Here is a 25,068-nt window from a genome sequence, read left to right on the forward strand (position 1 = left end):
TCATGGTGGATCGGTACGCAGTCGATCCGATCGAAGGCATGCCGGGGGAACCCGGGTCGGCGTCGAGGCACACGCGCGACGCGGGGGCGGTACGGGTGGATCGGGCCCGGTCGGGCGGTCAGCCGGTGGGGGTGACGATCGCGGTCGGGGGGACCGCGCCGTCGGGGGTGTCGGCGCCGCCGAGGTAGGCGGCGGACACCGCGGGATCGCGCAGGACGTCCTCGGTGGGGCCGGCGGCGATCACCTTGCCGAAGTCCAGCACGGTGACCTCGCGGCAGGCCACCCGCACCAGTTCCATGTCGTGTTCGACCAGCAGGATGGCCACTCCGTAGCGTTGCGGCACCTGGGCGAGTCGAGCTCCCAGGCGCAGCGATTCGGCGGCGGATTGGCCGGCGGCGGGTTCGTCGAGCAGGGCCACCGCAGGTCGCGCGGCGATCGCTGCGGCCACATCGAGCAACCGGCGGGTGCCGGCGTCGACGATCGAGATGGGCAGGTCACCCACCGGACAGCCGAAGAATTCCAGGAGTTCGTCGGCCTCGTCCCGTCCGAGCCGCCGACCCGCGCCGATGTCGAGGTATTCGTACTGGGTCAACTCGGGGGCGATCAGGGTGGTTTGGAAGGTGCGCCGCAGTCCCCGGGCCGCGCGGACCTGCGGAGCCAGGCGATCGATGGGTACGCCGTCCAGCCGGACCGAACCGGGGAGCCGGCCAAGGAAGCCGCCGACGGCGGAGATGAAGGTGGACTTGCCCGCGCCGTTGGGGCCGATCAGGCCGACCACGGTGCCGGCGGGCACGATCAGGTCGACCGCGTCCAGTGCGGTGACCGGGCCGTACTGCACCGTCAATCCGGTGACGGCCAGGGCCGGTTCGGTGCCCACTGGGCGGGCGGGAGCGCCCACGGTGCGCTCGGTCGGCGGTCCGGCGTCGGCGCGTTCGCGTTCGTCGTCGTCGGCGGTGGTGGCGGCGGCCTCCTTGCGGGCCTTGGCCAGGCGTTTGCGGTTGCGGGTGAAGTCGGTCTGGCTCATCCCGCTGCGCAGCGCGAAGATCGGTACGACGCCGAAGATGATGCCGCCCAGGTCCTGGGGCAGCTTGACCTTTTCCAGGATGGTCGCCGTCGCGGCACCGAACACCCCGCTCATCACCGCGCCTTCGGGGTGGTGCGGGCCGATCAGGATGGCGATCGCGAACAGCGTGACGGACTGACCCATGGCGAAGTTGCCGGAGACCACCAGGCCGAGTTGGCCGGCCATCAGTCCGCCGCCGATGCCGGCGATGAACGCGCTGATCGCGAAGGCGGCGAGTTTGCTGCGGGCCACCGAGATGCCGTGTGAGGCGGCGAGCCTTTCGGAGTGCCGCAGTTCGAGCCAGGAGCGGCCGAGCCGGGTCTTGTCCAGGGCGGCCAGGCCCAGCGCGATCACGGTGAAGACGATGACGACCAGGACGAAGTAGTCGGCGTTGCTGGTGAACGCGGCCGGTCGGGCCACGGTCACCAGTTCCTCGGTGCCGGGGAACTGCTTGGCGTTGAGCACGATGTCGGTGGACACCGCCGCGCCGAAGGTGATCACGGCGAGGTTGACACCGCGAACGCGCAGTGCGGGCAGGCCGATCAGCACGCCCACGGGTGCGGCGGCCAGCCCGCCGACGACCAGCCACACGAGCAGGCCGCCGGGGGCGTCGGCGAGGTTGAGCCGCATCACCACCCAGGCGCCGATGGCGGCGAAGGAGAGTTGGCACAGCGACATGACGCCGGCGCGGCCGACGATCACACCGTAGCTCTGCATGATCACGGCGCCGATCACGCTGGTGATGGCGAGGTAGAGCCAGTAGGGCGAGAGGATGTTGGGGATCGCGACGCAGGCCACGATCGCGAAGGCGATCATGCCGGTCGCGGAGCGCTTGTCGATCAGGTCCATGACGGTGGATTTCCGGCCGGCGGGGGTCTTGGTGGTGGAAGTCATCGGCTGCCACCGCCGATTCGGGCGGGCTCGGCGGCGGGGCCGGGTGGGTCGGTGGGTCGCGGTGCGGTGGTCGAGCCGAAGTAGTACTCGTGCAGAAGTTCGGGTTTGCCGCGCAGTTCGGCGCACGGTCCGTCGTGCACGATGCGGCCCTTGCGCAGGACGTAGGCGTGCGTGCCGACGCCGAGGGCGAGGTTGGCGAACTGTTCGATGAGCAGGATGGCCAGTCCCTCGGCGGCGAGTTCGCCGACCACGCGCATCAGCCGGTGGACCACCATGGGGGCCAGGCCGAGCGACATCTCGTCGACCAGGACCACCTTGGGGTCGGTGACCAGGGCGCGGCCGAGCACGAGCATCTGCTGTTCGCCGCCGGAGAGATGGCCGGCCTGGAGGGTGCGGCGGCGGGCCAGTTCCGGGAAGAGTCGGTAGACGGTGTCCGGATCGCCGGCGCCGGCGCGGGCGACCAGCAGGTTCTGTTCGACGGTGAGGGTGCGGAAGGTGGTGCGGGCCTGTTCGACGTAGCCGACGCCGGCCCGGGCGCGCTTGTGCACGGGCAGCTTGTGCACCGGGCGGTCGCCGAGTTCGATGGTGCCGGCCGTGGTGCGTACCAGGCCCGCGATGCCGTCCATCAGGGTGGTCTTGCCCGCGCCGTTGGCGCCCAGGAGCACGGTGACCGCGCCGGGGGCCACGTCCAGCGAGACATCGTGCACCACCGGGATCTCGTCCCGGGCGATGGCCACGCCCCGCAGCCGCAGCACGGCCGCGGTGTCCGCCTCGCGCGCCGGGCTCGCCGCGCTCATCCCGTCTTCCCGGCGAATGCGTCCCGCAGCGCCCCGACGACCAGTTCGTGCGCCCGCGCGGCATCGGTGAGATCGGTGGCGAGCAGCCCGAAGAAGCCGTGGATGAGCCCGTCGAAGCGCACCGTCCGGGCCGGGGTGCCGGCCGCGTTCAACGCCTTCGCGTAGTCCTCGCCCTCGTCGCGGAGCACGTCGTATTCGGCGCCCAGGACGAGTGCGGGCGGCAGCGCGGAGAGGTCGTCGGCGCGACTGGGCAGCAGGTACGGATCGGCCAGGTCGGCGGCGTCGCGCGGGTATTGGGTGAAGAACCAGTCCATGCTCGCCTTGGACAGGAAGTAGCCGTCGGCGAACTCCCGGTAGGAGGACCGCCCGTCGTCGGGATGGCCGACCACGGGCGACACGAGCACCTGGAGGGCGATCGGCGGGCCGCCCAGATCGCGGCTCTTGAGCGCGACCACGGCGGCCAGGTTGCCGCCCGCGCTCTCCCCGCCGACCGCGATCCGGGTGCCGTCCAGGCCCCACCGGTCGCCGTGTTCGTGCAGCCACCCCGGCACGGCGTAGCAGTCGTCGGCGGCGGCCGGGTACGGGTTCTCCGGCGCGAGGCGATAGTCGACCGAGACCACCGCGGTCTCGGCGCCGGCGCACACGACACGACAGGCGTACTCGTTCTCGTCGAGACAGCCGATGGTCCAGCCGCCGCCGTGGAACCAGACCAGGACCGGGAACGGCCCGGGACCCTCGGGGGTGTAGAGGCGGACCGGGATGTCGCCGGCCGGTCCGGGGATCGTGGTGTCGCGGACCGAGCCCACGCTCGGCAGTCGCTCCGGCATCGACCAGGCGAGGGCGAACCCGTCCCGCATGGCCTGGGCGTCCAGGGCGACGGGAGCGGGTCCGGAGGCGCCGATCCGAGTGCGCTCGATGATGTCCTGGGCTTCCGGATGCAGGGGCACCGTTGCCTCCCAATCGACTCGCAAATCGTATCTGATTGCGTGTACGGTATGGGCTTCCGGTGGGCCTGTCCAGATCCCAGGAGGAAATTAAGTGCGCGACCACGAATCGCCGAACACCACCCGCCCGGCCGACCTGGTGCTCACCGGAGGCCGCGTGCACACCTTCGACGCCCGGGACCGAACCGCGAGTGCGATCGCCGTCACCGAGGGCCGCATCACCCACGTGGGCGAGGACGCCGACACCACCCCGCTGATCGGCCCCGACACGCGCGTGATCCCCCTGCACGGCGGCGCGGTGCTGCCCGGGATCAACGACTCCCACCTGCACGGGGTGTGGCTCGGCGCGATGTGGCCGCACCTGCTGATGGACCGACTGAGCGGCGACGGACACCCGGATCCGGCGGACGCGCCCCCGGAGCCGGCGCTGCGTACGACGGCCGACCGGCAGGCCGCGATCCTGCGCACCCACGAACTTCTGGCCTCGCTCGGCGTGACCAGCTACACCGAACCGGGCCTGGGTCCCGGCGAGGACGACGGCGCGAGCGGCTGTTTCGGCTCCGCCGCACTCCGGGACTACGCCGCGTTGGCCGCGCAGGGTCGGCTCACCGCACGGGTCACCGCCCTGCTGCTCTTCGGCGAGCTGGACGGACCCAGCTCGGCGGACGCGTTCGCCGCCGGACTGCGCGGGTTCGCCGCGCCGGCCGAGGTGGCCGGCTGGTTCCGGGTGGCCGGGGTGAAGATCTTCGCGGACGGCATCCCGCCGATGCGCAGCGCCTGGGTGTGCGAGCCCTACCCGGACGGGTCACACGGCTCGCTGCTGATCGACGGCGACACGGCCGAGCGACGCCGGGAACGGCTGGCCGGGATGATCCGCGCCGCGCACGCCGCCGGGCACCAGATCGGCGTGCACTCCACCGGCGACCGCACCTCCGCCGCGGTGGTCGCCGCACTGCGCGCCGCCCTGGACGAGCACCCGCGCCCCGACGCCCGGCACTACCTCATCCACGGCGACCTGCTGCATCCGGACACGCTGGCCGAGATGGCCGCGGCCGGCATCGGCCTGAACACCCAGCCCGGCATCACGGTGGCCACCCGACACCTGCTCCACGACACGCTCGGCCCGCAGACCCTGGCCCGGATGTGTCCCACCCGCGAGGCGCTCGACGCCGGCATCGAGGTGTGCCTGAGTTCGGACGCCCCCGTCCTCACCCCCGACTGGCGCCGCGGCGTGGTCGCCGCCGTGACCCGCACCGGCGTCGACGGCACCGTGTGCGGCCCCGAGCAGCGCCTGGCCCTGCGCGAGGCGTTGCGCGCCTACACCGGCACACCCGCCCGCCAGGACGGCGCCGAATCGTGGAAGGGCTCGCTGGCACCCGGCATGGCGGCGGACCTGTGTGTCCTGGCCACCGACCCCTTCGCCACCGAACCCACCGCGCTCCCGGAAATCCCGATCACCCACACCGTGGTCGCCGGCCGGGTGGTGTATGAAAAGTCCTGAAGCCCCGCACCACCCCGACCGCCCGGCGCCGCCCCTCCCGGAACGACCCGGCCGGGCCCTACCCTCGCCAAGGACGCGTGATGACCCCAGGCCCCACCCCGCCGCCGTCCTCCCCGCCTCCCGACGGGCACGCCGAGGACCCGGTGCCGGGCCCGCACGGCACGAACGCCGGGACCGGCTTCCACCCGCACCTGCCCGACCCGGCCGGCGCCGGCTCGCCGCGACTGCGTCTGCACCACGTCCGCGCCGACGCCCTCGACGCCGACACGACCCAGACGAGCGGCATGCGCCGCTTCGCCGCCGTCAGCAGGCACACGGTCGGATCCGAAAAGTTGTTCATGGGTCAGACCCACGTGGCCCCGGCCACCTCGTCCGGCGATCACCACCACGGCGACTCCGAGACCGCGATCCACGTGATCAGCGGGCATCCGGTCTTCGTCTTCGCCGACGACTCCTCCGGCGAGGTCCGCGAGGTCCGCCTCCGGGCGAGCCCCGGCGACTACATCTTCGTCCCGCCGTTCGTCCCGCACCGCGAGGAGAACCCGGACCCCGACACCGAAGCGGTGGTCGTGATCGCCCGCAGCACCCAGGAGGCCATCGTGGTCAACCTCCCCGGCCTGTACGCCCTGCACGACGACCCGCCGAGGTAACGCCGCCCGTCGGGGCCGGGGTCGCGGTCAGGGCAGCCGCGAGGACCGCGAGGCCGAACCCGCCTGCCAGGTCGCGTCCGAGCGACCCCGGCCCACGCCGATCGCCGCAGCGGCGCCGATCAGGCCCAGCACGATCAGCACGATGCCGGCCAACACGGCCAACACCTTGGTGCTCGTCACCGGGGCGGCCATCAGCACGATGCCGGCGACGATGTCCACGAGCCCGAAGAACACCATCCAGCCCCGACCGGGCAAACCCGCGTTGGCCAGCGCGCCCACCAGTTCGGCGATGCCGCGAACGAGCCAGCAGATACCGATCCACACGGCCAACACGGTGACCGAGCGCGAGCCACCGCCCAGACACAGGATGCCCAGCACCACGGACAACAGGCCGCTGACGATCAGCACCGCCCGCACCCCGCCCGCGAACAGCGCGCCCGCCCCCAGCACGAGCTGGATCACGCCGCTGACCAGCAGATACAGCCCGAACAAAACGGCCACCACCTGCACCGTCCGGGTCGGCCAGGCCAGTACGACCACACCCAGGACCACCGAGGCGAACGCGAGCACGAGCAGCATCCGCGACACCCCCGCCGATCCCCATGCGGCTCCCGCCGACCGGTTCCCGACGCCACGAGAGATCGGGGACATGTTTCCTCCCGGTGATCGACGCTCGCGCCCACCCGGATCCGGCGAGCCGCTCGCGCGTACTCCCATCCACCGTCGCACGCACGCCGGCGGGACGCCGGCGCGCCCGCGCCCGCGATCCCGACCCGGCCTACGGAGCCGGCGGATGCGAGAGGCGACAGGAGTCGCAGCTGTACCTGGGTGCCGCCTGGGGCAGCTCGCGAGTGGTCCGAGCCCATTCCCGCACCAACGAATCGAACACCGGTGTCGCGCCCACCCCGATCGACCACATCTGCCGCGGCGCCCCGGGAGCACAGCCGAACGCTCCCGCACCCGGCCCGCACCAGCGCGTCACCGTCGAACTCGACTCGTCGTTCATGCCCTCCTTGATAGTTCCGAGGCAGGCCCCACTCGGTGCATCGGCGTGCGTTCCACTCGATCGGGTGACATATTGCGCCCCGGAGCGTGTGCATACGACGGGACCCGACCGAAGCCTCCGGCCGGGTCCCGCCGTACCGGGCCGGGCGGCGGGGAGGCCGCCGCCCGTCCGGGTCAGCCCAGCAGCTTGACCGCCTGGTAGTAGGTCCAGGCCGTGGCGTTGCAGGTGCCGCGCGGCACGTCGCCGTACCCGGCACACACGCGCTTGATCGTGGTCGCGCCGAGTCCGGCGGCGACCGCCATCGAGGTACCGGCGAGAATTGTGGTCAGTCGACGCATCGAGAACCTCCAGGATGCCGGCGTTCCCGTCCGGGACGCCGGGAGCAGGGGTGAGCGGCCGAACTCGCCCGTCGAACTCCCCCGGCACGAACCGGCGATGCGAATTCGTGGTGGGGGGCGGCGAAGGGCGGAATCCATCTCACCGGATGGACCGACCGCGCGTCCATGACCCGACGTCATCACGTGACCGGTCCCGGCGCCCCGGAACCGGCCGGCGAAGCGAGGTGTCCGGTCGGCGGGACGCCCGAACCCGCCGACGACGCACGCCACTTCCCGGCCGTCGCCGGCGCGGTGCGACCGTGATCCCGGCGGCCTGCCACCGCCGCGAGAGCGGGTGCCCCTCCCGCCTCGCCACCCTCGTTTGGTAGGTTCCGTCGACACGTGATCACGCGTGCTCGCCGCCGCGACAAGGGAGGTTGATGAATATGGCCCGCGCCGGGTTCCACCGTCATGCCCTTGTCCGGGTCGTGCGCGCGTAATTCACCGCGCCGCCACCGACCCGGTCGTCTCGAACGACTGGAGTTTCGCGTGTCCTTCCCTGCTCTTCCCGTCGGTACGGACCTGACCACCGAGCGCCTGGTGCTACGGCCGTGGTCCGCCGACGACATCGCCGCCGTGCTCGCCGACGTGCGATCGCCGCACTGGGCGGCCGACTTCCCCGCCGAGGGCGACCGCGTCATCGCCGGTGTCATCGCCGACTCGTGCGACGACCCGACGGCGTCCGGCCACCGGCTGATCATCGAGCGGGAGACCGGGCTGGTGATCGGCAGCATCGGCCTGATGTGGCCGCCGACCGAAGGTGACCTGGAGTTCGGCTACGGCGTCGTCGCGTCCCGGCGCGGCCGCGGCTACGCCACCGAGGCCACCCGCGCCCTGGTCGCCTACGCGCTGACCCTCCCCCCGGTGCACACCGTGTACGCCGAGGTGGAGTCGACCAACCCGGCCTCGGTCCGGGTCCTGGAAAAGGCCGGCCTACGACGCCGAAACGGTGACTCGGCCGGCACCCGCTTCGACACCGCGGGCATGGACCCGGGTCCGGATCGGGCGTAGCCCGGCAGGGCCGGCGGCGGTGCGTCGCCGCCGGCCCTGCCGGCTCCCGCCCCGGTGCGCCGACTCCCGGGCGGCGGGGGCGACTTGCCGGGTTCCGCTAGTGCTGCTCCGTGAGCCACTGGTCGAAGGTGGTCGGGGTGATGAGGGCGTCCTCGGCCGGGAGCAGGACGTCGCCGGCCATCGACGGGCCGAACAGGGACGACCAGGTCGGTACCAGCTTCACCGTGCGGCCGCGGGCCTGGTTCGTGCGGCGGGCCATGTCGACCAGGTCCTGGGTCTCGGGGCCGGCGATGCCGACATGGCGGCCTCGTGGCTCGCCGGTGGCGACGTCGGCGAGTACGTCGGCCACGTCGGCGGGGGCGATCGGCTGCACCAGCAGCGGCGCGATCGGGGCGACCCCGTCCTGCTCGGTCCAACTCACCACCGTGGCTGCGAAGTCGTGGAACTGCGTCGCCGGCACGATCGTCCACGGCACCGTGCCCTCGACGATCAAGCGCTCCTGCTCGCGCTTGCCGGCGTAGTGCGCGTTGCCCTCGACCCGGTCGATCCCGACGATCGACAGCAGCACGTGGTGGCGGACCCCGGCCCGCTCCTCGGCGGCCAGCAGGTTCCGGGTGGACGTGCCGAAGTAGGTCACCGTCCCGTCCCGGTCGGTCGCCGGTGCGCTGGTCGCGTCGACCACCGCCTCGACGCCGGCCAGTGCCTGGTCGAGGCCGTCGCCGGTGAGCAGGTCCACGCCCAGCGAACGGCTGATCCGCACCACGTCGTGGCCGTCCCGCTCCAGGGCGGCGACGGTGAGCGCGCCGATGTTTCCGGTCGCGCCGGCGATTGCGATCCGCATGATGATCTCTCCCTGTTCCGGTTCCACGCAGCCTTTTCCACGCAGCCTGTTCCACTCGGTCGCAGGCTCGATGCACCGCACGCTCGGTGCACTCGGGCTCGGTGCATCGCAGACACTATCACGGACTAAACAGGTCCATGATCTCTACGATAGACTGAGCCTCATGAAGTTGCCCGGGAGCACCGAATGGGTCCTGCACTGTGCCGCGTCGCTGGGCCAACTCGCCCCCGGGGCAAGTGCGTCGACCAACCAGCTCGCCGAGTACTACGACCTTCCGGCGCCCTATCTGGCCAAGCAACTGAAGGCCCTGGTCCGGGCCGGCCTGCTGGCGGCGACCACCGGCCCCAAGGGCGGATTCCGGCTCGCCCGACCCGCCGCGCGGATCACCCTGCTCCAGGTCGTCGAGGCCGTCGACGGCACGTCATCGCCCTACGAGTGCCGGGAGATCCGGCAGCAGGGCCGCGGCGCGCTGCCCCCCGAGGATTGCCAGGAGACCTGCATCCTGGCCGCGAAGATGGCCGAGGCGTACGAGGCTTGGCGCAGCAGCCTCGCCGGGGTCACCCTCGCCGACATCATCGCTTCGTTGCCGCCGACGGCACCGGCCCGCACCCGCGCGCGGCTGACCGGGGCAACCTGACGCACGGTATGCGCGGCCGGCGGGCGGCCTCGGTCGAACCGCTGTGCGATTCCCATCCGAGGCCGCCCGCGCGCTCAGCCGCTCGCGCGTGTCCCCCGCTCGCCCGCGCTCGCGGACGGGATCGGCGTACCCGCCTCCCGGACCAGCGTGATCGTGTCGATCTGCGCGCCCGTGGCGCTGAGCGTGCGGATCGTCATCGTGGTCTCCCGCCCGACGGCGGCCGGTCGTACGTCGACGGCGATGAACGCGTTGCCACGAAAGCGCACCCGCGACCACTCCACGGTCTCGTCCAGCTTGCCCGCCTTGGTGTGGAAGCCGCCCTTGACCGCGTCGGTGACATCGGCGGGGCCGCCCGCGTAGGTCTCCGGCGCGGAGAACTCGTAGCCGCTCTTCCCGCCGCTGCCCACGGTCAGATAGGTGGTGCCGTCCGTCGCCGGCCGGATCCGGTCGCCGATGTCGGCCCGCCGGGTGCGCACCCCGCCGCGCATCGGATCGGCCCGCTCGTAGACGTGGTTGTGCCCGTTGATCACCAGGTCGACCTGGTAGCGGTCGAACAGCGGGATCCATTCCTCCCGGATCGCGCCGTCCGAGACGTGGTCGGTCGCCGTGCAGTAGGCGCAGTGGTGGAAGAAGGCCACCACGAAGTCGATCCCGGGCGTGCGCCGTAGCTGGGCCAGATGCCCGGCCAGCCAGGTCGTCTGCGCGCCGGAGGTGTAGCCGCGGTTGTGCGGGATCTCGTGCGAGACGTCGTTGGCGTCCAGGCTGACCACCGCGACGTTGCCGTAGCGGAAGCCGTACGTGGCATGCGCGTTGCGCGGCCCGTTGCCGGGCAGGTGCCAGCGGGCGAGATGGCCCCCGTAGCCGTCCGGCGAGTACAACGCCTCCATGTCGTGGTTGCCCATCGCCACCATCCACGGCACCGACGCCGCCACCGGGTCGATCATTCGCAGGTATTCGTCCCACACCTCCGGCTGGAGCTTGTCCGCGCCATCGGCGCTGTGGTGGCTGGACGGCAGACCCGCGCCCGAGGCGGCATAGGAGATGTCGCCCGCGAGCAGGTGGAACACCGGGTTCTGGCGCACCATCAGCGTCTGGTTGGCGGCGGCGCCGAACTCCACGCCCTCGTCGCCGAACGCGGTGAAGGTGAACGGTTCCGGTACCCGGTCGGCCGCCGGCGCGGTGCGGAACGAGCCCACGGTGGCGGCGACCGAACCGGCGTCCAGGCCCTCGTGGCCCAGCGCGTAGTAGTAGCGCGTGCCCGGGTCGAGCCCGTCCAGCGCGGCGTGCAGGTGGTACTGGTCGTAGTCGAAGTAGGCCGAGGCGGGGTTGTCCGCGTACTCGATCAGGTGCGAGTGCAGGTGCCGGATCTCGGCCGGCACCACCTGGTCCAGTTGTTTGGGCGAGGTGCCCAGGCGCAGGAACGGACGACGCACCGGCTTGGGCACCTGCCAGCTCATCGCCGCCTGGCTGCGCGGGTCGGCGCCCAGGGCCAGGTGTCGGCCGGACGGCTTGAGCGCGTTCCCGTCGACGTAGTCAGTGCCCGAGAGCAACGACGGCGCCCGGCGCACGCCGGCCGACGAGGACGTACCGAACAGCGGAACGGCCGCGCCGCCGAGGCCGATCGCGGTGAGCACGCCGCGGCGCGAGAGGGTACGACGCCGACTGCGCAGGTACTCGTGTTGTTCGGCGATGCTCATCGTCGCGGCGAGCCGGTCGGGCACGCCCGAGCGGGGCAGGTGGGGGTTCCGGTCGGGGGCGGGGCTCATCGGGTGCTCCTGGAACGTGCGGCGAACATCAGGACGAGGCCGGCGCCGAGCGCGGCGGTACCGAGCAGGACGGGCAGGACCACATCGGCCCCGGTGCGCGACAGGCTGCCGCCGGCACCGGTGGCGGTCTCCGGGACGGTGCCGGGACGGGAGCCGCCGGTACCGGAGTTGCCCGAATCGCCGGAGCCGCCGGTACCACCGGTGCCACCGGAGCCACCGCCGTCCGAACCCGGGGGCGACGTCGAGGTGCCGCCGGATCCGGTCGGCGTGGAGGTGTGCGACGGCCCGCCGGAGGGTTCACCGGTGGGCGGCAGCGTGGGCGGCCCGGTCGGCGGCCGGGTGGTCGGCGGCGTCGTGGTGGGCGGCGCGCTCGTGGGCGGCGCCGTGGTCGGCGGCACGCTCGTCGGCGGCGTCGTCGGCCGCTCCTGCCCGAGCGCCCAGCAGCCGCCGGCCGGCTTGAGCGCCGCCTGCCTCGCCGGGTCGCCACCATGGTGGTCGGCGCTCAGCGCGACCAGGGTCCACCCGTTCGGCACGATCGCCGCGGCCTGCGCGGGCCGGGTGCCGACCACGTGCGCGGCGGGCCCGGCCGGCCACGGCTGCCCCCAACTCGGCCCGGCGCCGGTGGCCACCTCGTGCCGGGCCCCGGCCTCGTCGGCGAAGGTGAACACGGCCGAGTCGATCGCCGGAGCGCGCACCCCGCCGTCGCCCAGCACGGCCGTGAACACGGCGCGGTCGGCGGGGACTCGCCATTGGGCCGCCGTGACGCAGGACTCGGGCAGGTCGCCCACCCTGACCGCCGGGCCCTGCCAGGACGCGTGCCGTACCGGCCCCTCGTCGGTCGGGCTCGGCGGCGCCCCGGTCGTCGGGTCGGTCGATCCGGAGTCGCCGCCGCCGGGCGCGGGGAAGCTCCCGGCCTGCCCCTCGCCGTGGTCGCCGACCACCAGCACACCCTTGACGGGCGTCGCGCCCGGCGGCACGGCGAAGGTGAGCGAGGTGCCGTCGGCGGCCACGTGCAGCGCGTCGCCGGTGATCCGCTCGGGCGAACCGTCGACATACGCGCCGAGCCCGCCCGCGTCCAGGCCGGTCCCGGTCACCGTGACCGTGGCGCCCGGCCCGGCTCCGGGCGGGCCGAACCCGGTGACGGTGGTCGTGGGCAGCGCCGGGCGCCGGAACACCGCGGCCGGATCGCCCGCGGTCACCTCGGCGATCCGGGTGTCCAGGTAACGCTCGTTGCCGTCGATGCGCAGTTGCAGCGTGTCCCGGGCGTCGATGCCCACCCGCCACCGCATGTCGATGGTCACCCCCAGACCGGCCCGCGCGGAGTCGGGCGTGGTCGAGGTCAGGTCGGCGACCAGCACGGTCCAGGTCGCGTCCAGGAAGCCGGTGCCGTCGCCGAGCATGGCCCGGTACATCGCCGGATCGCCCTTGTACAGGCTCTTCATCACCAAGCCGTCGTCGTCGGTGCGGAAGTTGAGCGTGCGGGTGAGCAGGCCGCCCGGGATGCGTCCGTCCGGCAATTCGACGCGCTCCTCGCGCGGCGAACCGGGGAAGAAGGTCAGGCCGGTGACCGCGGTCGTGGCGCGCGGGGCCTCGGCGGCACCGGCCTGCGCCGGGGTGCTCGGCGCGCCGACCTCGGTGTGCACCTTGTCGATGTGCACCAGGGACGTCACCCCGACCACCTGGTCGAGTTCGCGGAACTGGTTGAGCGGATGGTCGAATCCGGTCACGTCCGACGCGGCGTTCAGGCTCTGCCCGGTACGCGAGACGTTCATCGTCGCCGACGCGATGGTGGGTGTGCGCTTGCCCAACGGTGTACCGGCCGGCACCGATCGTGTCGCCGCGGCGGTGCCGTCCGCCCCGGCGGCGGGCACGGTCAGCCAGTCCGCCGCGCGCGAGCGGGTGTCGCCGAAGCTCTCGTCGGGTCCGGAGGCCAGTTCGCTGTAGCTGCCGGATCGGGTGACCAGTCCGGGTGTCATGGCGCGCTGCTCACCGGTGAGGTGGTCGGCCCGCGCGGTGCGGGTCGGCGGCGACTCGGCGGCCGAGGAGATCATGGGGAAGAGCAGGACCAGCATTCCCAGCACGATCAGGGCGGCCGAGGCCCGTCGTAGCCGGAGAGCGCTGAGCAGGGGACGACTACGCGTTGTGCCCATGTGGAGGTGATGACCCGTCACTCATCCCGGCGCCGGCGGCTGCCCGTGGTGAGACCGTCGGGAGCGTGCTTGGGGTCGGGAAGCCGAAAGAACCGAACTCGACGAATTCCGGCCACGGAACGTCGACTTCGATCGTGAGTATGCAAGACGGGCGCGGCACGAATCCGGCTCGACGCAAACCTTCGACGGGAGTTGCGCCACCGTTCCCGCCCCATCGCTCCGAGGTTCACCGACCTGCGGCGATACTCGCAGGCCGACACCCGGGCGACTACACGGCGTAGCGATCGACGGGTCGGGATCGGCACATCGCCGCCCGGCGGACCGCCGACTCGGCACGGCGCACGCCGAACCGTCGGTCGGTCCGGCCGGCGGCGACCCGCCGTCCCGCGCCCGGCCGCGGGCGGCGCCCGAATGTGACCCACGTCATACAACCCGCCCCGACACCGGCCGTGTCACAGGGTTGTGAAGCGAACTCCTTGCGGGACCGAGCTGTCGGTCGTGATACCCGTGTTCAACGAGTCGCGGCGGCTGCCGGCGACGCTGGTGGCCGTCCTCGACCATCTCCGCAGCGCCGGGATCGTCTGGGAACTGATCGTCTCCGACGACGGATCCACCGACGATACGTACGACCTCGCCACCGCCGCGGCCGAGCACGACCCGCGGGTGCGCGTGGTGCGGCATCCGGTCAACCGGGGCAAGGGGCACGCGGTCCGCCGGGGTGTCGCGATCACGCGCGGCCGGCGGGTCCTGGTGTGCGACGCCGATCTGGCCACCCCGATCGCCGAGTTGGCTCGACTGCAAGCCGCCCTGGACGACGGCTTCGACGCGGCGATCGGCTCGCGCGGCGGGGCCTTCGCGGTGGATCGGCCGCCCGTGCGGCGGATGTTGTCCGATGTCGGCGGCCGGCTGATCCGGGCGGTCGCGCTGCCCGGGACGGTGGACACCCAGTGCGGGTTCAAGCTGTTCGACGGCGCCAAGGCGCGCGCCGCGTTCGCGCGGGCGTGTGTGGACGGCTGGGCGTTCGACATCGAGGTGCTCCGGCTGTTCCGCGCCTGTGGGTGGAGCTTCGTCGAGGTACCGGTCGCCTGGACCCACCAGAGCGGCTCGAAGTTGCGGCCCGGACACTGCCTGGAGGTGCTCACCGATCTGGCCCGGGTCCGCCTGCGGCACGGTCGCCCACAGCGGCCCGGCACGATGTCGGCCCGCGCGAACGGGGGTTCGGACGCCTCCCGGGACCCTTTCCGCGTCCCGCTGCCGCCGGGTCGGGCCGCGTGACCACCGCACGCGAGGCCGTCGCCGCCGCACGCGAGGCGGTCACCGCGCCGCGCGCGCTCGGACTCGCGCGCACCGGGCGGATCGCCGACACGCTCGCCTGCACCGCCTACCTGGTCGCCTCGCTGGTGCTGTATCGCGGTTTGTGGGCCGGTGGTCCGGCCGGGCGATACCTCGTGGACAGCGGTCAGGACCAGCACCAGTGGGAGTGGTTCTTCGCGGTGACCGCGCGCGCCGTGGCGCACGGCGAGAACCCGCTGACCACGACGCTGCAGAACCACCCCGACGGGGTGAACCTGATGGCGAACACCTCGATGCCGGGACTGTCCATCCCGCTCGCGCCGATCACCTGGCTGTTCGGGCCGGCCGCGACCTGGGCGATCGTGCTCACCGGCGGGCTGGCCGCGACGGCCGCCGCCTGGTACTACCTGATCTCCCGTCACCTGGTCGTCTCGCGACCGGCCGCCGCCCTCGGCGGGGCCTTCTGCGCGTTCGCCCCGCCGATGGTCTCGCACGCCAACGCGCACCCCAACCTGGCCGTGCTGTTCGTGCTCCCGCTGATCATCGACCGGCTGATCCGCCTCGCCGCCGGCCTGCGTCCGATCCGCGACGGCATCCTGCTCGGCCTGTTGACCACGTATCAGATCTTCCTCGGCGAAGAGGCGCTGCTGCTGGCCTCGACCGGCATCGCGCTGTTCGCGCTGACCTACGCGTGTGTCGCGCCGGCCGCCGCCCGCGCCGCGCTGCGCCCGCTGGCTCGCGGACTCCCCATCGGCGTGGCACTGTGCGGGGTCCTGATCGCCTATCCGCTGTGGTGGCAGTTCACCGGCCCGCAGAGCTACACCAACCTGCTGCACGGCCCGGCCGGCAACGACCTCGCGGCGCTGACCGCGTACGCCGACCGATCGCTCGCCGGCGACATCGACGTGTCCGCACGGCTGTCGATGAACCGCACCGAGGAGAACGCGTTCTTCGGCTGGCCCCTGTTGATCCTGGCCGGCGCGATCGCCGCCGCGCTGTGGCGCCGGGCCCTGACCAAGGCCCTCGTGGGCGTGCTGGTCGGCGCCGCGCTGTGCTCGCTCGGCCCGGAGATCATCCTCGACGGCGAGCCCACCGGCATCTCCGGACCGTGGCGTTGGCTCGGGCAACTCCCGCTGTACGAATCGGTGTTGGAGAGCCGGTTCACCATGGTGTGCGTGCCCGTGCTGGGCATCCTGCTCGCGCTGGCCGCCCAGGCGGTGCGGGACGCGGGCGATCGGCGGTTGTGGTTGTTGTGGTGCGTCGCGGCGCTCCAGGCGCTGTTGCCGCTGCTGCCCCAGCCGCTGGCCTCCGCGCCGCGCGAGCCGACCCCGGCGTTCTTCGCGGACGGGACGTGGCGCCGCTTCACCGGCCCCGGCCGGGCCATCGTGGCCGTACCGCTGCCGGATCCCTCCGACGCCCGCGCGCTGGGCTGGCAGGTCGACGCGGGGCTGGGCTTCCCGCTCGCCGAGGGGTACTTCGTCGGCCCGTTCGGACCGGACCGACTCGGCGGCTACGGCGCGGTCACCCGACCCACCTCGCAACTCCTGCGCGAGGTACGCGACGGCGGCGCGGTGCCGGAGGTGACCGACGACGAACGGGCCCAGGCCCGCGCGGACCTCGCCTACTGGCGCGCGGACGTGGTGGTGCTCGGCCCGCACGCCAACCGGGAGGCACTGCGCGCGACCCTGGACCGCCTGCTCGGCCCGGGCGTACCGATCGACGGGGTGTGGTTGTGGGACGTGCGGACAGGGGGTGCGGCCCGTGCCGGCTGAGCAGGCGGCCCCGTACCGTACCGAGGAGTTCACCGGGACGGACACGGGACCGGCGGGCACCCCGGCAGGTGTCGGGGCACACATGGAGGGTGGTCGGGTGCGGCGCGGCGACGAGCACGCGTATACCGAATACGTGACCGCCCGCCTGCCCGCCCTGCGCCGGGTCGCCCGCCTGCTCTGCGGAGATCCGCACCATGCCGACGACATCGTGCAGAACACCATCACCCGGTTGTACGTGCACTGGCGGCGCGCGGCCGCGGCGAACGACCTCGACCGGTACGTACACCGGATGCTGGTGCGCGCGTTCCTCAACGAGCGCCGCCTGGCCTGGGCCCGGGTGCGGCTGATCGGCGCACCGCAGGAGACTCCGGCGCTGCCGGCACTGCCCGGGCCCGACGTGGAGACCCGGGACGCGGTCCGGATCGCGCTGTCCCGGGTGCCGCCCAGGCAGCGGGCCGTGCTGGTGTTGCGCTTCCTGTGCGATCTGCCGGTCGCCGAGGTGGCCGAGATCCTCGGCTGCTCGCAGGGCACGGTGAAGAGCCAGACCGCGCAGGGACTCGCACGACTGCGCGCACTGCTGGACGGGCCGGTCGTGGCCCGCTGGGAAGGGGAGTAGACCGGCCATGGACACCGACGAGCACGAGGGCGCCCGACTACTGGCCGGGCTGCGCGAAACGCCGCAGACCGCGCCCGACGAACCCGGCGTCAACGTGGCCCGCGCGATCCGGGAGGGCCGGCGCATGGTCCGGATCCGGCGCGCGCTCGCGGTGACGGGCGGCGCCGTCGCGGTGGCACTGGTGGTGCTGGTGACGGTGTTGATCGCCGCGCCGTTGCACAACGGTGCGACCGGTCCGGCCGCCGGCGGCACGTTCGACGTGCGGCAGCGGGCCTTCCAGGTGGGGTCGGCGGGCGGCTTCACGCCGGTGATCTACGAGACCGGCAAGTACCGCCAGCGGGTGATCCTGGGTCCGGAGAAGCCGGGTGGGGCGCCGGACGTGGCGGCCACCCGGGGGACGGTGACGATGTACGCGCCGGACCGGCTGCCAGGTGGCGAGGGCGGCCTGGGCGCGCCCGCCCCCTCGGTGAACGGGCACCCGGCCGCGTGGTTGACCGGACCGGCTCCGGTCGACGGCCGGATCGAACTGGCCTGGCAGTGGACGTCGGGCGGCTGGGGGGTCGCCTCGTTGGCCGGTCCCGCCGCCGACGCCGCCCGGGTGCACCGGGTCGCCGAGAGCGTGGCCACGGGCAGCCGCCGCCCGACCGGTGTGCCGGTGCAGTTGGACGAGGGCCTGCTGGCCCCCGGCGAACACCTGATCTCGCTGGTGGCCTCGGTCGGCGCGCAGGCCCAGGACGCGGTGTACGCGCTGCGCTTCGGCACGGTGGACCCGCCGAATCTCGACGGCACCGACCCGCCCTGGTTCGCCGTGGGCGTCGGCAAGGCACCGGCCGGCTTCGACGAGCGCCGGCCCGCACGGGTCACCCGCGCGGACGGGGCCTTCGTCGAATCGGACCCGCTCCTGGACAAGGCCCGGCTCACCGCGATCCTGGCGGGCATCCGGGCGGACGGGTATCCGTCGGCGGGCCCGACCGCGCCGACGAACATCCCGAGCACGGGCGATTCCCAGTCACCGCCCGCCTCCGCTCCGGAGAGCGAGGCGACGGCCACGGGACCGGCCACCACGATGGGCGCGGACCTCTCGACCGACGGCACCCCGAGCACGAGCAGCACGGGCCCGAGTTCGACCTCGCCCCCCACGGGTTCGGCGACGACCGCCGCCCGGTGAGCGCCGGGCCGGCGGACGGCGGCCGAGGCGCGTGCGGCGCGTACCACTCAGGTCGCACCCGGGAACCTCTCCCGCCCCCATCCGCCCCCTTCGCCGCCGCCCAGATCGTGGAAGTCCTCCTCCCAGCGGTTGCGCGTGTAGCGCCGGCCGACCGGGGTCTCCCACCACAGGAGGTCCTTCGCCAGGCGCACGTGGTCGAGGGTGATGCGCCGGCGGTGGAGTTCGGGCATCAGGGTGCTCAGCCGCGCGACGAGTTCGCTCGTGTCGGCCGCCTCGACGGCCGCGTCGAAACCGGTGCGCCCGCGCCGTTGTACGAGGGTGCCCTCGGGCGCGATCAGCAACGACAGGTCGCGGCAGGCCGCGCCGATCGAGGTGCCGTCCGGACGATGCGGCGACGTGGCGGTCCGTCCCTGGTGGATCAGGTACAGCCTGACCGCCTGCGTGACGGCCCGCGTCGCGCGCCGGCGTTCGAGCGTGTGCGGCAGGTGCACGGTGACCGCCTCCAGGGCCGAGGCGCAGCGTCCCGCGTCGTTGTCGGCAAAGCGCGCCGCCAAGGCCCGATCGCCGTGGACCCGGACCAGGAACACGTGCAACGCGTGCTCCCAGGGCGCCCAGTAGGCGGAGGCACGCTGGATCGACGGCGCCGTCATCGGGCGCACTCGGTCGGAAACGGCATGACGTGGTCCTCACTGCTGTCGTCGACGGACGGATGCACCGCGACATCGAACCCGGATCGATGCCACTCCGTCGTGAACATGACGAACCACGACCGCCTTTTGTGACCACGGGTCCTTCCCCGGACCCGGACACCCGCACCCCGGGACACGCCGCACCGCGACCGTCCACGAAGGTGCGACCCGCCGCCTAGAATGGGAGATATGACCGATTATGGGCGTCCGTTGGAGTTCGGTGTCTTTCCCACCCCGGACAGCTCACGGGTCGACGAGATCCTCGCGCTCGCGAGCATGGCCGAGCGTGAGGGTCTCGATCTCGTCGGTGTGCAGGACCACCCCTACCAGAGCCGATTCCTGGACACCTGGTCGCTGATGGCCGTGATCCTGGCGAACACCCGGCGGGTGCGGGTGTTCCCGGACGTGGCGAATCTGCCGCTGCGGCCGCCGGCGGTGCTGGCCAAGGCGGCGGCCAGCCTGGATGTGCTCTCCGGTGGGCGATTCGAACTGGGCCTGGGGGCGGGCGCGTTCTGGGAAGCCATCGGGGCGATGGGTGGCCCCGCGCGTACCCCGGGTGAGGCGGCGAGCGCGCTGGAGGAAGCGGTCGACATCGTCCGCCTGATGTGGTCCGCGGAGCGCTCGGTGCGCTACACCGGTCGGCACTACCAGCTCGCGGGCGTGCATCCCGGGCCGCGCCCGGTGCACCCGATGGGCATCTGGCTCGGCGTGCTGGGCCCGCGCCTGCTGGACATGCTCGGGCGCAAGGCGGACGGCTGGTGCCCCTCGAACAGTTATGCGACGCCCGAGAAACTGCCCGACATGCAACGCCGCATCGACGACGGCGCGGCCGAGGCCGGGCGCGATCCCGCCGACATCCGACGCGTCTACAACGTCTTCGGGGCGATCACCGACGGCCCCTCCAACGGCTTCCTGGTCGGCCCGCCCCGCCAGTGGGTCGAGGAACTCACCGCGCTGGTGCTGCGATTCGGCATGGACACCTTCATCTTCGGCGCCGAATCCGACGATCCCGCCCAACACCACCGCTGGGCCGCCGAGATCGTCCCCGCCGTCCGCGACTCGGTGACCCGCAACCGCGGCAACACCCCCTGACCGACCGGTCGAACCCGCCCCGCCGACGCGCACCGGATCAGGACGGCACGATGCCGAGCCAGGCGGCGACGGCGGCGAAGTCGTCGTCGGTCAGACCCCGGCGCGGGTCGACACGATGCAGCAGCGCGGCACCCTCGTGATGCACGGCGACCCACGCCCGATCGACATCGGTGATCTCGTCGTCCACCCAGACGAACGCCCGGCCCCCCGCCCGACCGACCAGTGCGCGGGTCTTCCAATGCAGCCCGGCCCGCTCGTCGCGGTCGTCGACCTCGGTCTGTTCCGGCCAGACCACCACGTCCAACGCCGGCAGACCCAGCCGCGGGGCGATATGGGTGTTCGCCTCCTCCATCCAGGCCGTGGCCCACACCAGGTCGCACGGCAGCCGCGACAACCGGAGCCCGTGCCCGGGGTCGAGCCTGGCCAACAGCGGATTCGCGTCGGCATCGCACGCCTCGGGATCGGCGCCATGGTCGGGATACTCGGCCGCCCCGAACGGAAGCAGCGGCCCGTCGACGTCGAGAAACAGCAGCGGACGTTGCATCGGCACCGACATCACCCGGCCCCGGAGGAGGTGATGGTCCGCGACGTGGACAGTGTGCACGGGATCCGCATGGTCACCCGGGTCGGACCGCCGGGTGGGCTGGTCACGGTCAGCACCCCGTCGAAGGGGGCGAGCCGGCGCTCGATGCCGCGCAGGCCGCTGCCCCGGCCGGGGTCCGCGCCGCCTCGGCCGTCGTCGGTGATCTCCATCCGGAGCAGCCCGAGATCGTGGCCGATCTCGATCCGGACCCGGTCGGCCCCCGAGTGCTTGGCGGCGTTGGTGAGCACCTCGGAGACGGCGAAATAGGCGGCCGACTCCACCGGTGCCTCCGGCCGCCCCGGCAGGTCGATGTCGACCTGTGCGTCGAGCGGGCAGATCATGGCGAGCGAGCGCACCGCGTCGCCCAGGCCCCGGTCGGCCAGGATCGGCGGGTGGATGCCGCGGACCAGGTCGCGCAGTTCCTCCAGCGCCTTCGACGAGGACTCACGGGCCTCCACGAGCAGTTCGCGTACGGCGGCGGGATCGCGTTCCAGCAGGTGTTCGGCCGCGCCGAGCGTCATGCCCATCGCGACCAGACGGGCCTGCGCGCCGTCGTGCAGGTCGCGCTCGATTCGCCGGATCTCGGCGGACTGCGTGTCGGCCGCCTCGGCGCGGGTCGCGGTGAGCCGCTCGATCCGGGACGCCATCTGCGCCTTCTCGCTCGGCGCGAGCACGGCCCGGGTGTAGCGGGCGTGCAGGCGCACCGAACGCGGCGCCAGCCACAGCGCCGCCGGCAACTGCAACACGCCCAGGAGCGCGGCGAGGGTGGCCGTGGTCTGGTCCCGGACGGGGATGAACAGATACCGAAGGCCCTCCCACTCCTGCGACAACGGGACGCCGTAGAACCCCAACCCGATCGCCCAGCAGCCGCCGAGGAGCAACGCGGCCGGCCCGATCGCGAGCGCCGCGCCGACGATCGGGTCGATCGCCAACCAGAGCCAGTCGCGCCACGTCTGCGGATCCCGGACGATCCACCGCAGCCGCGCGAGGAAGCCGCGTTCACCGGGCGCCGGCTCGGGCAGGTAGCTCACCGGGATCCGCACGTCCGACCACCGATACGCCAGCGCGCGTTGCCGATCCGCGAGCCCCCGCACCGCCCGCACGACCGGTGCCACCAGGACCAGCCCCAGGCCGGTGCCGAGCAACAACACCACGACGGACACCGCGAGCGACAACAGCGCCGCCACGAAGGACAGCCCCCACAACGCGAGCGACCGCCCCAACGCCACGAGCCCGCCCGAGAAGGAGAAGCCCCCACCCCTCGCCCGCATTCGCGCCCCACCGCCCGAACCCGCATTTTCCATCCGTCCCGCGCCCTTCCCCAGGGTTTCGGTGCATCGGCCGCACGGGCCCCTCGCCAGTATGCGACGAGCAAACCGGCCGAGTCGGTGGAGCTAGACCCCCTCTTGTCGCCCGATCGACAAGCATTACGAAGCTTTACACCGATTACCCGAATTGTTTGTCTCATCCCGATACACCCATGCCGGATGGGCCGGCCATGGACAAGGAAGCGCCGTCGTCGACGTCGGTGAACTTCTCGGACCCGCCGGCCCGCGAAGCGGCCGCCACAGTCCTCGGACTTGAGGATGCCACCCCGCGCACCCCGCCCGCGCACCCCGCCCGCGCGGGCCGGCCGGGCGGGTGCGAAGCCGCTCGGCGCGAGGCTCCGGGCGAGGCCGGGCACCCGGCCGCCACCTCGGCAGGTTCCGGCTCACCCGCAGGAGTCGGCGCGCCGGCACCCGCCGTGCCCGCGACCCGCGGCGCGATGTTCCACGTCGATCCGGCACCCGGTGGCACCGGACTTGTCCGACGGGCGACGAGTTCGAGCCACAGGGCCTATCCTCGAACACATGTCCGAACGCTTGCCTGATCGCACGCCCGACCCACTGCCCGAACACCTGCTCCCGCTGCTCGACGTCCAGCTCGGGTTCGAGCGTGCGCACCTCGCCTGCCTGCGCGCCGCCGAGGTCGGCGACGAGGACGCGCTCCATCGGGGCCGGGCCGCTCGGCTGTCCGCGATGCGGGCGCTGATCACCGCCCGGGCCGCCGCGGGTGCGGACGGCGCGCCCGATCGCGACCTGCTCAAGCTGGCCGCCCTGGACGCCCTCGCCCGGGAGTCGACGGACCCCGCCTGATCGCCGCGGCCGACCGCGGCGGCGATCTTCAGCCGGTCTTCCGGCGCGGCCGGGTGCTCGTACTCTTCTTCGCCTCTGCGCGGCTGCTCGTACTCTTCTTCGCGGCGGCACGGCCGCTCGTGCTCTTCGCCGCCGGCCGGCTCCTCGTCGTCGTCCGCGTCTTGCCGTCCGTCTCCTTCGCCGGCTTGGCGTGGCCCTTCTCGGCGGCCTTCACGCTCGCGGTGAGCACGGACATCAGGTCGACCACGTTGCTCTCGCCCTCGTCCCGAACGACCTCCTCCGCCTCGGGATGCCCGCCGGTGGCCTTTGCCTCGACCAGGGCGTCCATCGCGCGCTGATAGTCGTCGTGCACCTCGTCCAGGTCGAAATCCTCACTGAGGGTGTCCATCAACGAGGCGGCCATCTTCAGCTCCTGCGGGCGGATGATGACCTTCTCGGTGGGGGCGATGCCGTCGGGCGCGCGGAGTTCGTCGGGCCACAACATCGTCTGGAGGGTCAGGATCTCGCCCTGGGCGCGGACCAGCGCCAGGCTCTCGCGCGTGGAGAGGGTGATCTTCGTGACCGCCGCCCGGGACCGACCGGCGAGCGCCTCGCGGATCAACACGTACGGCTTGGCCGCCGCCGACGACGCGGGCCCCAGGTAGTAGGGCTTGGACAACATCAACGGATCGATCGCGGCCTCGTCCACGAAGGCCAGTACGTCGACGATCTTCTTGCTCGGCAGCGGCAGCTCGGACATGTCCTCGTCGGTGAGGACGACCTGGGTCCCGTCCGCCGCCTCGTACGCCTTCGCGATGTCGGCGAAGACGACCTCCTCGCCGTCCAGCTCGCACACCCGCTTGTAGCGGATTCGCCCGCCGTCGCCGCGATGCACCTGATGCCCCGGCGACCGATGCTCGGACGTGGCCGGATAAAGCTGGACCGAGATACTCACCAGTCCGAACGAGATTGCGCCCTTCCATGTCGCCCGCATACCAACCCCTGACCGATTTGATATGAAATAACCATCTCCAACGGTAGGTCACCCCGGCACCGCACGCCTCGGACGCCCACCCGGTCCGATCCCCGGGGGAGGGGGGTGAATGCGCTCGGCCGACGGCGGGGCGGACGGTGTGCCGCGATGAGTTTCGGGGTGATGGAGAGTCCCCTCAGATGACCGCTTGCCCCGACCCGACCCACGCCCGAGGAGAGCACGATGACGGCCAACGCCCCCACCGGCGGATACGCCCCGGTGAACGGCATCGAGATGTACTACGAGTTGCACGGCGACGACGGTCCGCCGCTGGTCGTGCTGCACGGTGGCGCGCAGACCGTCGGCCTGAGCTTCGCCGCGCTGCTGCCCTCGCTCGCCGCGAACCGTCGGGTGATCGCGGTCGAGTTCCAGGGGCACGGCCACACGGCGGACGGCGAGCGCGCGATGTCGTTGGAGGTCTTCTCCGACGACGTCGTCGCGGTGCTGGACCTGCTCGGTATCGAACGTGCCGACTTCCTGGGCTACAGCCTCGGCGGCCTGGTCGCGCTGCGGACGGCCGTACGGCACCCGGAACGGATCGACCACCTCGTCCTGCTCGCGACGCACTACCGACACGACGGCTATCACGCGGAGATCACCGCGCCCGAGCAGACCTCCCCACGACTGCCGACCGAGGCCGACTTCGCGGCGATGGTCGACGCCTACACCCGGGTCGCCCCCGATCCCACCCACTTCGAGGCCACCCTGGCCAAGCTCCAGCCACTGGCCCACGGCTTCGTCGAGTGGACGGAGGACGAGCTGCGTGCGATCGCCGCCCCCACGCTCCTCGTGCTCGGCGACACCGACTTCATCCGCATCGAGCACGCCGCACGCATGCACGAACTGATCCCCGCCGCCCAGTTGGCCATCCTCCCGGACACCACCCACATGGCCGTCCCCCGGCGCACCCACCTCCTCAGCCCCATGCTCGACACCTTCCTCCCGGAGCCATGACCCCGCCGCCGCACCGCCGGGCCCACCCGGCAGGGCGGGCGACCGGCCGGGCCCCCGGCGGGCCCGGCGCGCACGGGCGGCACAGACGAGCGCACGGCGCGGCGCGGCGCAGACGGT

23 protein-coding genes are annotated in these 25,068 nt (G+C 72.7%); 11 read left to right on the plus strand and 12 right to left on the minus strand.

Going from position 1 to position 25,068, the window contains the following annotated elements; genetic code table 11:
• Window positions 1-118: 118 nt before the first annotated feature.
• The 3 genes from ABZ374_RS18920 to ABZ374_RS18930 are packed head-to-tail and all read right to left on the minus strand — an operon-like array spanning window position 119 to window position 3,701.
• Window positions 119-1,957, minus strand: a complete 1,839-nt coding sequence (locus tag ABZ374_RS18920; RefSeq protein WP_360312350.1) for an ATP-binding cassette domain-containing protein — start codon at window positions 1,955-1,957, stop codon at window positions 119-121.
• Window positions 1,954-2,754, minus strand: a complete 801-nt coding sequence (locus ABZ374_RS18925) for an ABC transporter ATP-binding protein (protein ID WP_360312352.1) — start codon at window positions 2,752-2,754, stop codon at window positions 1,954-1,956. Before ABZ374_RS18925 ends, ABZ374_RS18920 begins: the two co-directional genes overlap by 4 nt.
• On the minus strand, window positions 2,751-3,701 hold the full coding sequence (locus tag ABZ374_RS18930) for an alpha/beta hydrolase (RefSeq protein WP_360312354.1): 951 nt from the start codon (window positions 3,699-3,701) through the stop codon (window positions 2,751-2,753). Before ABZ374_RS18930 ends, ABZ374_RS18925 begins: the two co-directional genes overlap by 4 nt.
• A 91-nt stretch (window positions 3,702-3,792) precedes the next feature.
• Here ABZ374_RS18930 and ABZ374_RS18935 point away from each other — a divergent pair, with 91 nt between their 5' ends.
• Both ABZ374_RS18935 and ABZ374_RS18940 read left to right on the plus strand, forming a co-directional pair.
• Window positions 3,793-5,199 (plus strand): amidohydrolase family protein, encoded by a 1,407-nt coding sequence (locus tag ABZ374_RS18935; RefSeq protein ID WP_360312356.1) that lies wholly within the window; start codon window positions 3,793-3,795, stop codon window positions 5,197-5,199.
• Between the two features lie 80 nt (window positions 5,200-5,279).
• On the plus strand, window positions 5,280-5,849 hold the full coding sequence (locus ABZ374_RS18940; protein ID WP_360312358.1) for a cupin domain-containing protein: 570 nt from the start codon (window positions 5,280-5,282) through the stop codon (window positions 5,847-5,849).
• Window positions 5,850-5,876: 27 nt separating this feature from the next.
• Here ABZ374_RS18940 and ABZ374_RS18945 read toward each other — a convergent pair whose 3' ends face one another.
• On the minus strand, window positions 5,877-6,428 hold the full coding sequence (locus ABZ374_RS18945) for a DUF308 domain-containing protein (protein WP_360312360.1): 552 nt from the start codon (window positions 6,426-6,428) through the stop codon (window positions 5,877-5,879).
• A gap of 600 nt (window positions 6,429-7,028) precedes the next feature.
• Window positions 7,029-7,193 (minus strand): hypothetical protein, encoded by a 165-nt coding sequence (locus ABZ374_RS18950; RefSeq protein WP_360312482.1) that lies wholly within the window; start codon window positions 7,191-7,193, stop codon window positions 7,029-7,031.
• Between the two features lie 528 nt (window positions 7,194-7,721).
• On the opposite strand from ABZ374_RS18950, the gene ABZ374_RS18955 reads away from it, so the two are divergent.
• The gene (locus tag ABZ374_RS18955) at window positions 7,722-8,243 is read left to right on the plus strand and encodes a GNAT family N-acetyltransferase (RefSeq protein ID WP_360312362.1); all 522 of its coding nucleotides are present in this window, start codon (window positions 7,722-7,724) and stop codon (window positions 8,241-8,243) included.
• Between the two features lie 97 nt (window positions 8,244-8,340).
• Here ABZ374_RS18955 and ABZ374_RS18960 read toward each other — a convergent pair whose 3' ends face one another.
• Window positions 8,341-9,084 (minus strand): NAD(P)H-binding protein, encoded by a 744-nt coding sequence (locus ABZ374_RS18960; RefSeq protein WP_360312364.1) that lies wholly within the window; start codon window positions 9,082-9,084, stop codon window positions 8,341-8,343.
• Window positions 9,085-9,247: 163 nt separating this feature from the next.
• Between ABZ374_RS18960 and ABZ374_RS18965 the strand changes: the two genes are divergently transcribed.
• Window positions 9,248-9,721 carry an Rrf2 family transcriptional regulator gene (locus ABZ374_RS18965; protein WP_360312366.1) on the plus strand — a complete coding sequence of 158 codons (474 nt, stop codon included), beginning with the start codon at window positions 9,248-9,250 and terminating at the stop codon, window positions 9,719-9,721.
• Between the two features lie 74 nt (window positions 9,722-9,795).
• Here ABZ374_RS18965 and ABZ374_RS18970 read toward each other — a convergent pair whose 3' ends face one another.
• Together ABZ374_RS18970 and ABZ374_RS18975 are read right to left on the minus strand one after the other, a co-directional pair.
• A complete protein-coding gene (locus ABZ374_RS18970; protein ID WP_360312368.1) occupies window positions 9,796-11,487 on the minus strand; it encodes a metallophosphoesterase family protein in 1,692 nt (563 codons plus the stop codon).
• On the minus strand, window positions 11,484-13,637 hold the full coding sequence (locus ABZ374_RS18975; RefSeq protein ID WP_360312370.1) for a hypothetical protein: 2,154 nt from the start codon (window positions 13,635-13,637) through the stop codon (window positions 11,484-11,486). The genes ABZ374_RS18970 and ABZ374_RS18975 overlap by 4 nt, the downstream gene beginning before the upstream one ends.
• A 507-nt stretch (window positions 13,638-14,144) precedes the next feature.
• Between ABZ374_RS18975 and ABZ374_RS18980 the strand changes: the two genes are divergently transcribed.
• Genes ABZ374_RS18980 through ABZ374_RS18995 form a run of 4 tightly spaced genes read left to right on the plus strand, consistent with a single transcriptional unit; the run spans window position 14,145 to window position 18,486 of the window.
• Window positions 14,145-14,912 (plus strand): glycosyltransferase, encoded by a 768-nt coding sequence (locus ABZ374_RS18980; protein ID WP_360312372.1) that lies wholly within the window; start codon window positions 14,145-14,147, stop codon window positions 14,910-14,912.
• Window positions 14,909-16,702 (plus strand): glycosyl transferase, encoded by a 1,794-nt coding sequence (locus ABZ374_RS18985; protein ID WP_360312374.1) that lies wholly within the window; start codon window positions 14,909-14,911, stop codon window positions 16,700-16,702. The genes ABZ374_RS18980 and ABZ374_RS18985 overlap by 4 nt, the downstream gene beginning before the upstream one ends.
• The gene (locus tag ABZ374_RS18990; RefSeq protein ID WP_360312376.1) at window positions 16,692-17,318 is read left to right on the plus strand and encodes a SigE family RNA polymerase sigma factor; all 627 of its coding nucleotides are present in this window, start codon (window positions 16,692-16,694) and stop codon (window positions 17,316-17,318) included. Before ABZ374_RS18985 ends, ABZ374_RS18990 begins: the two co-directional genes overlap by 11 nt.
• A gap of 7 nt (window positions 17,319-17,325) precedes the next feature.
• Window positions 17,326-18,486 carry a hypothetical protein gene (locus ABZ374_RS18995; protein ID WP_360312378.1) on the plus strand — a complete coding sequence of 387 codons (1,161 nt, stop codon included), beginning with the start codon at window positions 17,326-17,328 and terminating at the stop codon, window positions 18,484-18,486.
• 47 nt (window positions 18,487-18,533) lie between these two features.
• Here ABZ374_RS18995 and casB read toward each other — a convergent pair whose 3' ends face one another.
• A complete protein-coding gene (gene casB / locus ABZ374_RS19000) occupies window positions 18,534-19,136 on the minus strand; it encodes a type I-E CRISPR-associated protein Cse2/CasB (RefSeq protein WP_360312380.1) in 603 nt (200 codons plus the stop codon).
• Window positions 19,137-19,364: 228 nt separating this feature from the next.
• Between casB and ABZ374_RS19005 the strand changes: the two genes are divergently transcribed.
• A complete protein-coding gene (locus ABZ374_RS19005) occupies window positions 19,365-20,267 on the plus strand; it encodes an LLM class flavin-dependent oxidoreductase (RefSeq protein ID WP_360312382.1) in 903 nt (300 codons plus the stop codon).
• Window positions 20,268-20,304: 37 nt separating this feature from the next.
• Here the strand turns inward: ABZ374_RS19005 and ABZ374_RS19010 are convergent, their stop codons facing one another.
• Complete coding sequence (locus tag ABZ374_RS19010) at window positions 20,305-20,823, minus strand: HAD domain-containing protein (protein WP_360312476.1); 519 nt, start codon at window positions 20,821-20,823, stop codon at window positions 20,305-20,307.
• Window positions 20,823-22,121 carry a sensor histidine kinase gene (locus ABZ374_RS19015; RefSeq protein ID WP_360312384.1) on the minus strand — a complete coding sequence of 433 codons (1,299 nt, stop codon included), beginning with the start codon at window positions 22,119-22,121 and terminating at the stop codon, window positions 20,823-20,825. The genes ABZ374_RS19010 and ABZ374_RS19015 overlap by 1 nt, the downstream gene beginning before the upstream one ends.
• A 579-nt stretch (window positions 22,122-22,700) precedes the next feature.
• Between ABZ374_RS19015 and ABZ374_RS19020 the strand changes: the two genes are divergently transcribed.
• On the plus strand, window positions 22,701-22,985 hold the full coding sequence (locus tag ABZ374_RS19020; RefSeq protein ID WP_360312386.1) for a hypothetical protein: 285 nt from the start codon (window positions 22,701-22,703) through the stop codon (window positions 22,983-22,985).
• A gap of 28 nt (window positions 22,986-23,013) precedes the next feature.
• Here the strand turns inward: ABZ374_RS19020 and ABZ374_RS19025 are convergent, their stop codons facing one another.
• A complete protein-coding gene (locus ABZ374_RS19025) occupies window positions 23,014-23,958 on the minus strand; it encodes a Ku protein (RefSeq protein WP_360312388.1) in 945 nt (314 codons plus the stop codon).
• 222 nt (window positions 23,959-24,180) lie between these two features.
• Here ABZ374_RS19025 and ABZ374_RS19030 point away from each other — a divergent pair, with 222 nt between their 5' ends.
• The gene (locus ABZ374_RS19030) at window positions 24,181-24,951 is read left to right on the plus strand and encodes an alpha/beta hydrolase (RefSeq protein ID WP_360312390.1); all 771 of its coding nucleotides are present in this window, start codon (window positions 24,181-24,183) and stop codon (window positions 24,949-24,951) included.
• Window positions 24,952-25,068 lie beyond the last annotated feature (117 nt).

Origin of the sequence: Embleya sp. NPDC005971, assembly GCF_040629175.1 — a bacterium.
Classification (GTDB): domain Bacteria; phylum Actinomycetota; class Actinomycetes; order Streptomycetales; family Streptomycetaceae; genus Embleya.

What these genes read in the sequence shown, in the direction of transcription:
- ABZ374_RS18920 (WP_360312350.1), bottom strand. Translation starts at nt 1,957, where the DNA reads ATGACTTCCACCACCAAGACCCCCGCCGGCCGGAAATCCACCGTCATG.
- ABZ374_RS18925 (WP_360312352.1), bottom strand. Translation starts at nt 2,754, where the DNA reads ATGAGCGCGGCGAGCCCGGCGCGCGAGGCGGACACCGCGGCCGTGCTG.
- ABZ374_RS18940 (WP_360312358.1), top strand. Translation starts at nt 5,280, where the DNA reads ATGACCCCAGGCCCCACCCCGCCGCCGTCCTCCCCGCCTCCCGACGGG.
- ABZ374_RS18945 (WP_360312360.1), bottom strand. Translation starts at nt 6,428, where the DNA reads ATGCTGCTCGTGCTCGCGTTCGCCTCGGTGGTCCTGGGTGTGGTCGTA.
- ABZ374_RS18950 (WP_360312482.1), bottom strand. Translation starts at nt 7,193, where the DNA reads ATGCGTCGACTGACCACAATTCTCGCCGGTACCTCGATGGCGGTCGCC.
- ABZ374_RS18960 (WP_360312364.1), bottom strand. Translation starts at nt 9,084, where the DNA reads ATGCGGATCGCAATCGCCGGCGCGACCGGAAACATCGGCGCGCTCACC.
- ABZ374_RS18965 (WP_360312366.1), top strand. Translation starts at nt 9,248, where the DNA reads ATGAAGTTGCCCGGGAGCACCGAATGGGTCCTGCACTGTGCCGCGTCG.
- ABZ374_RS18970 (WP_360312368.1), bottom strand. Translation starts at nt 11,487, where the DNA reads ATGAGCCCCGCCCCCGACCGGAACCCCCACCTGCCCCGCTCGGGCGTG.
- ABZ374_RS18975 (WP_360312370.1), bottom strand. Translation starts at nt 13,637, where the DNA reads ATGGGCACAACGCGTAGTCGTCCCCTGCTCAGCGCTCTCCGGCTACGA.
- ABZ374_RS18995 (WP_360312378.1), top strand. Translation starts at nt 17,326, where the DNA reads ATGGACACCGACGAGCACGAGGGCGCCCGACTACTGGCCGGGCTGCGC.
- casB (WP_360312380.1), bottom strand. Translation starts at nt 19,136, where the DNA reads ATGACGGCGCCGTCGATCCAGCGTGCCTCCGCCTACTGGGCGCCCTGG.
- ABZ374_RS19005 (WP_360312382.1), top strand. Translation starts at nt 19,365, where the DNA reads ATGACCGATTATGGGCGTCCGTTGGAGTTCGGTGTCTTTCCCACCCCG.
- ABZ374_RS19010 (WP_360312476.1), bottom strand. Translation starts at nt 20,823, where the DNA reads ATGTCGGTGCCGATGCAACGTCCGCTGCTGTTTCTCGACGTCGACGGG.
- ABZ374_RS19015 (WP_360312384.1), bottom strand. Translation starts at nt 22,121, where the DNA reads ATGCGGGCGAGGGGTGGGGGCTTCTCCTTCTCGGGCGGGCTCGTGGCG.
- ABZ374_RS19020 (WP_360312386.1), top strand. Translation starts at nt 22,701, where the DNA reads ATGTCCGAACGCTTGCCTGATCGCACGCCCGACCCACTGCCCGAACAC.
- ABZ374_RS19025 (WP_360312388.1), bottom strand. Translation starts at nt 23,958, where the DNA reads ATGCGGGCGACATGGAAGGGCGCAATCTCGTTCGGACTGGTGAGTATC.
- ABZ374_RS19030 (WP_360312390.1), top strand. Translation starts at nt 24,181, where the DNA reads ATGACGGCCAACGCCCCCACCGGCGGATACGCCCCGGTGAACGGCATC.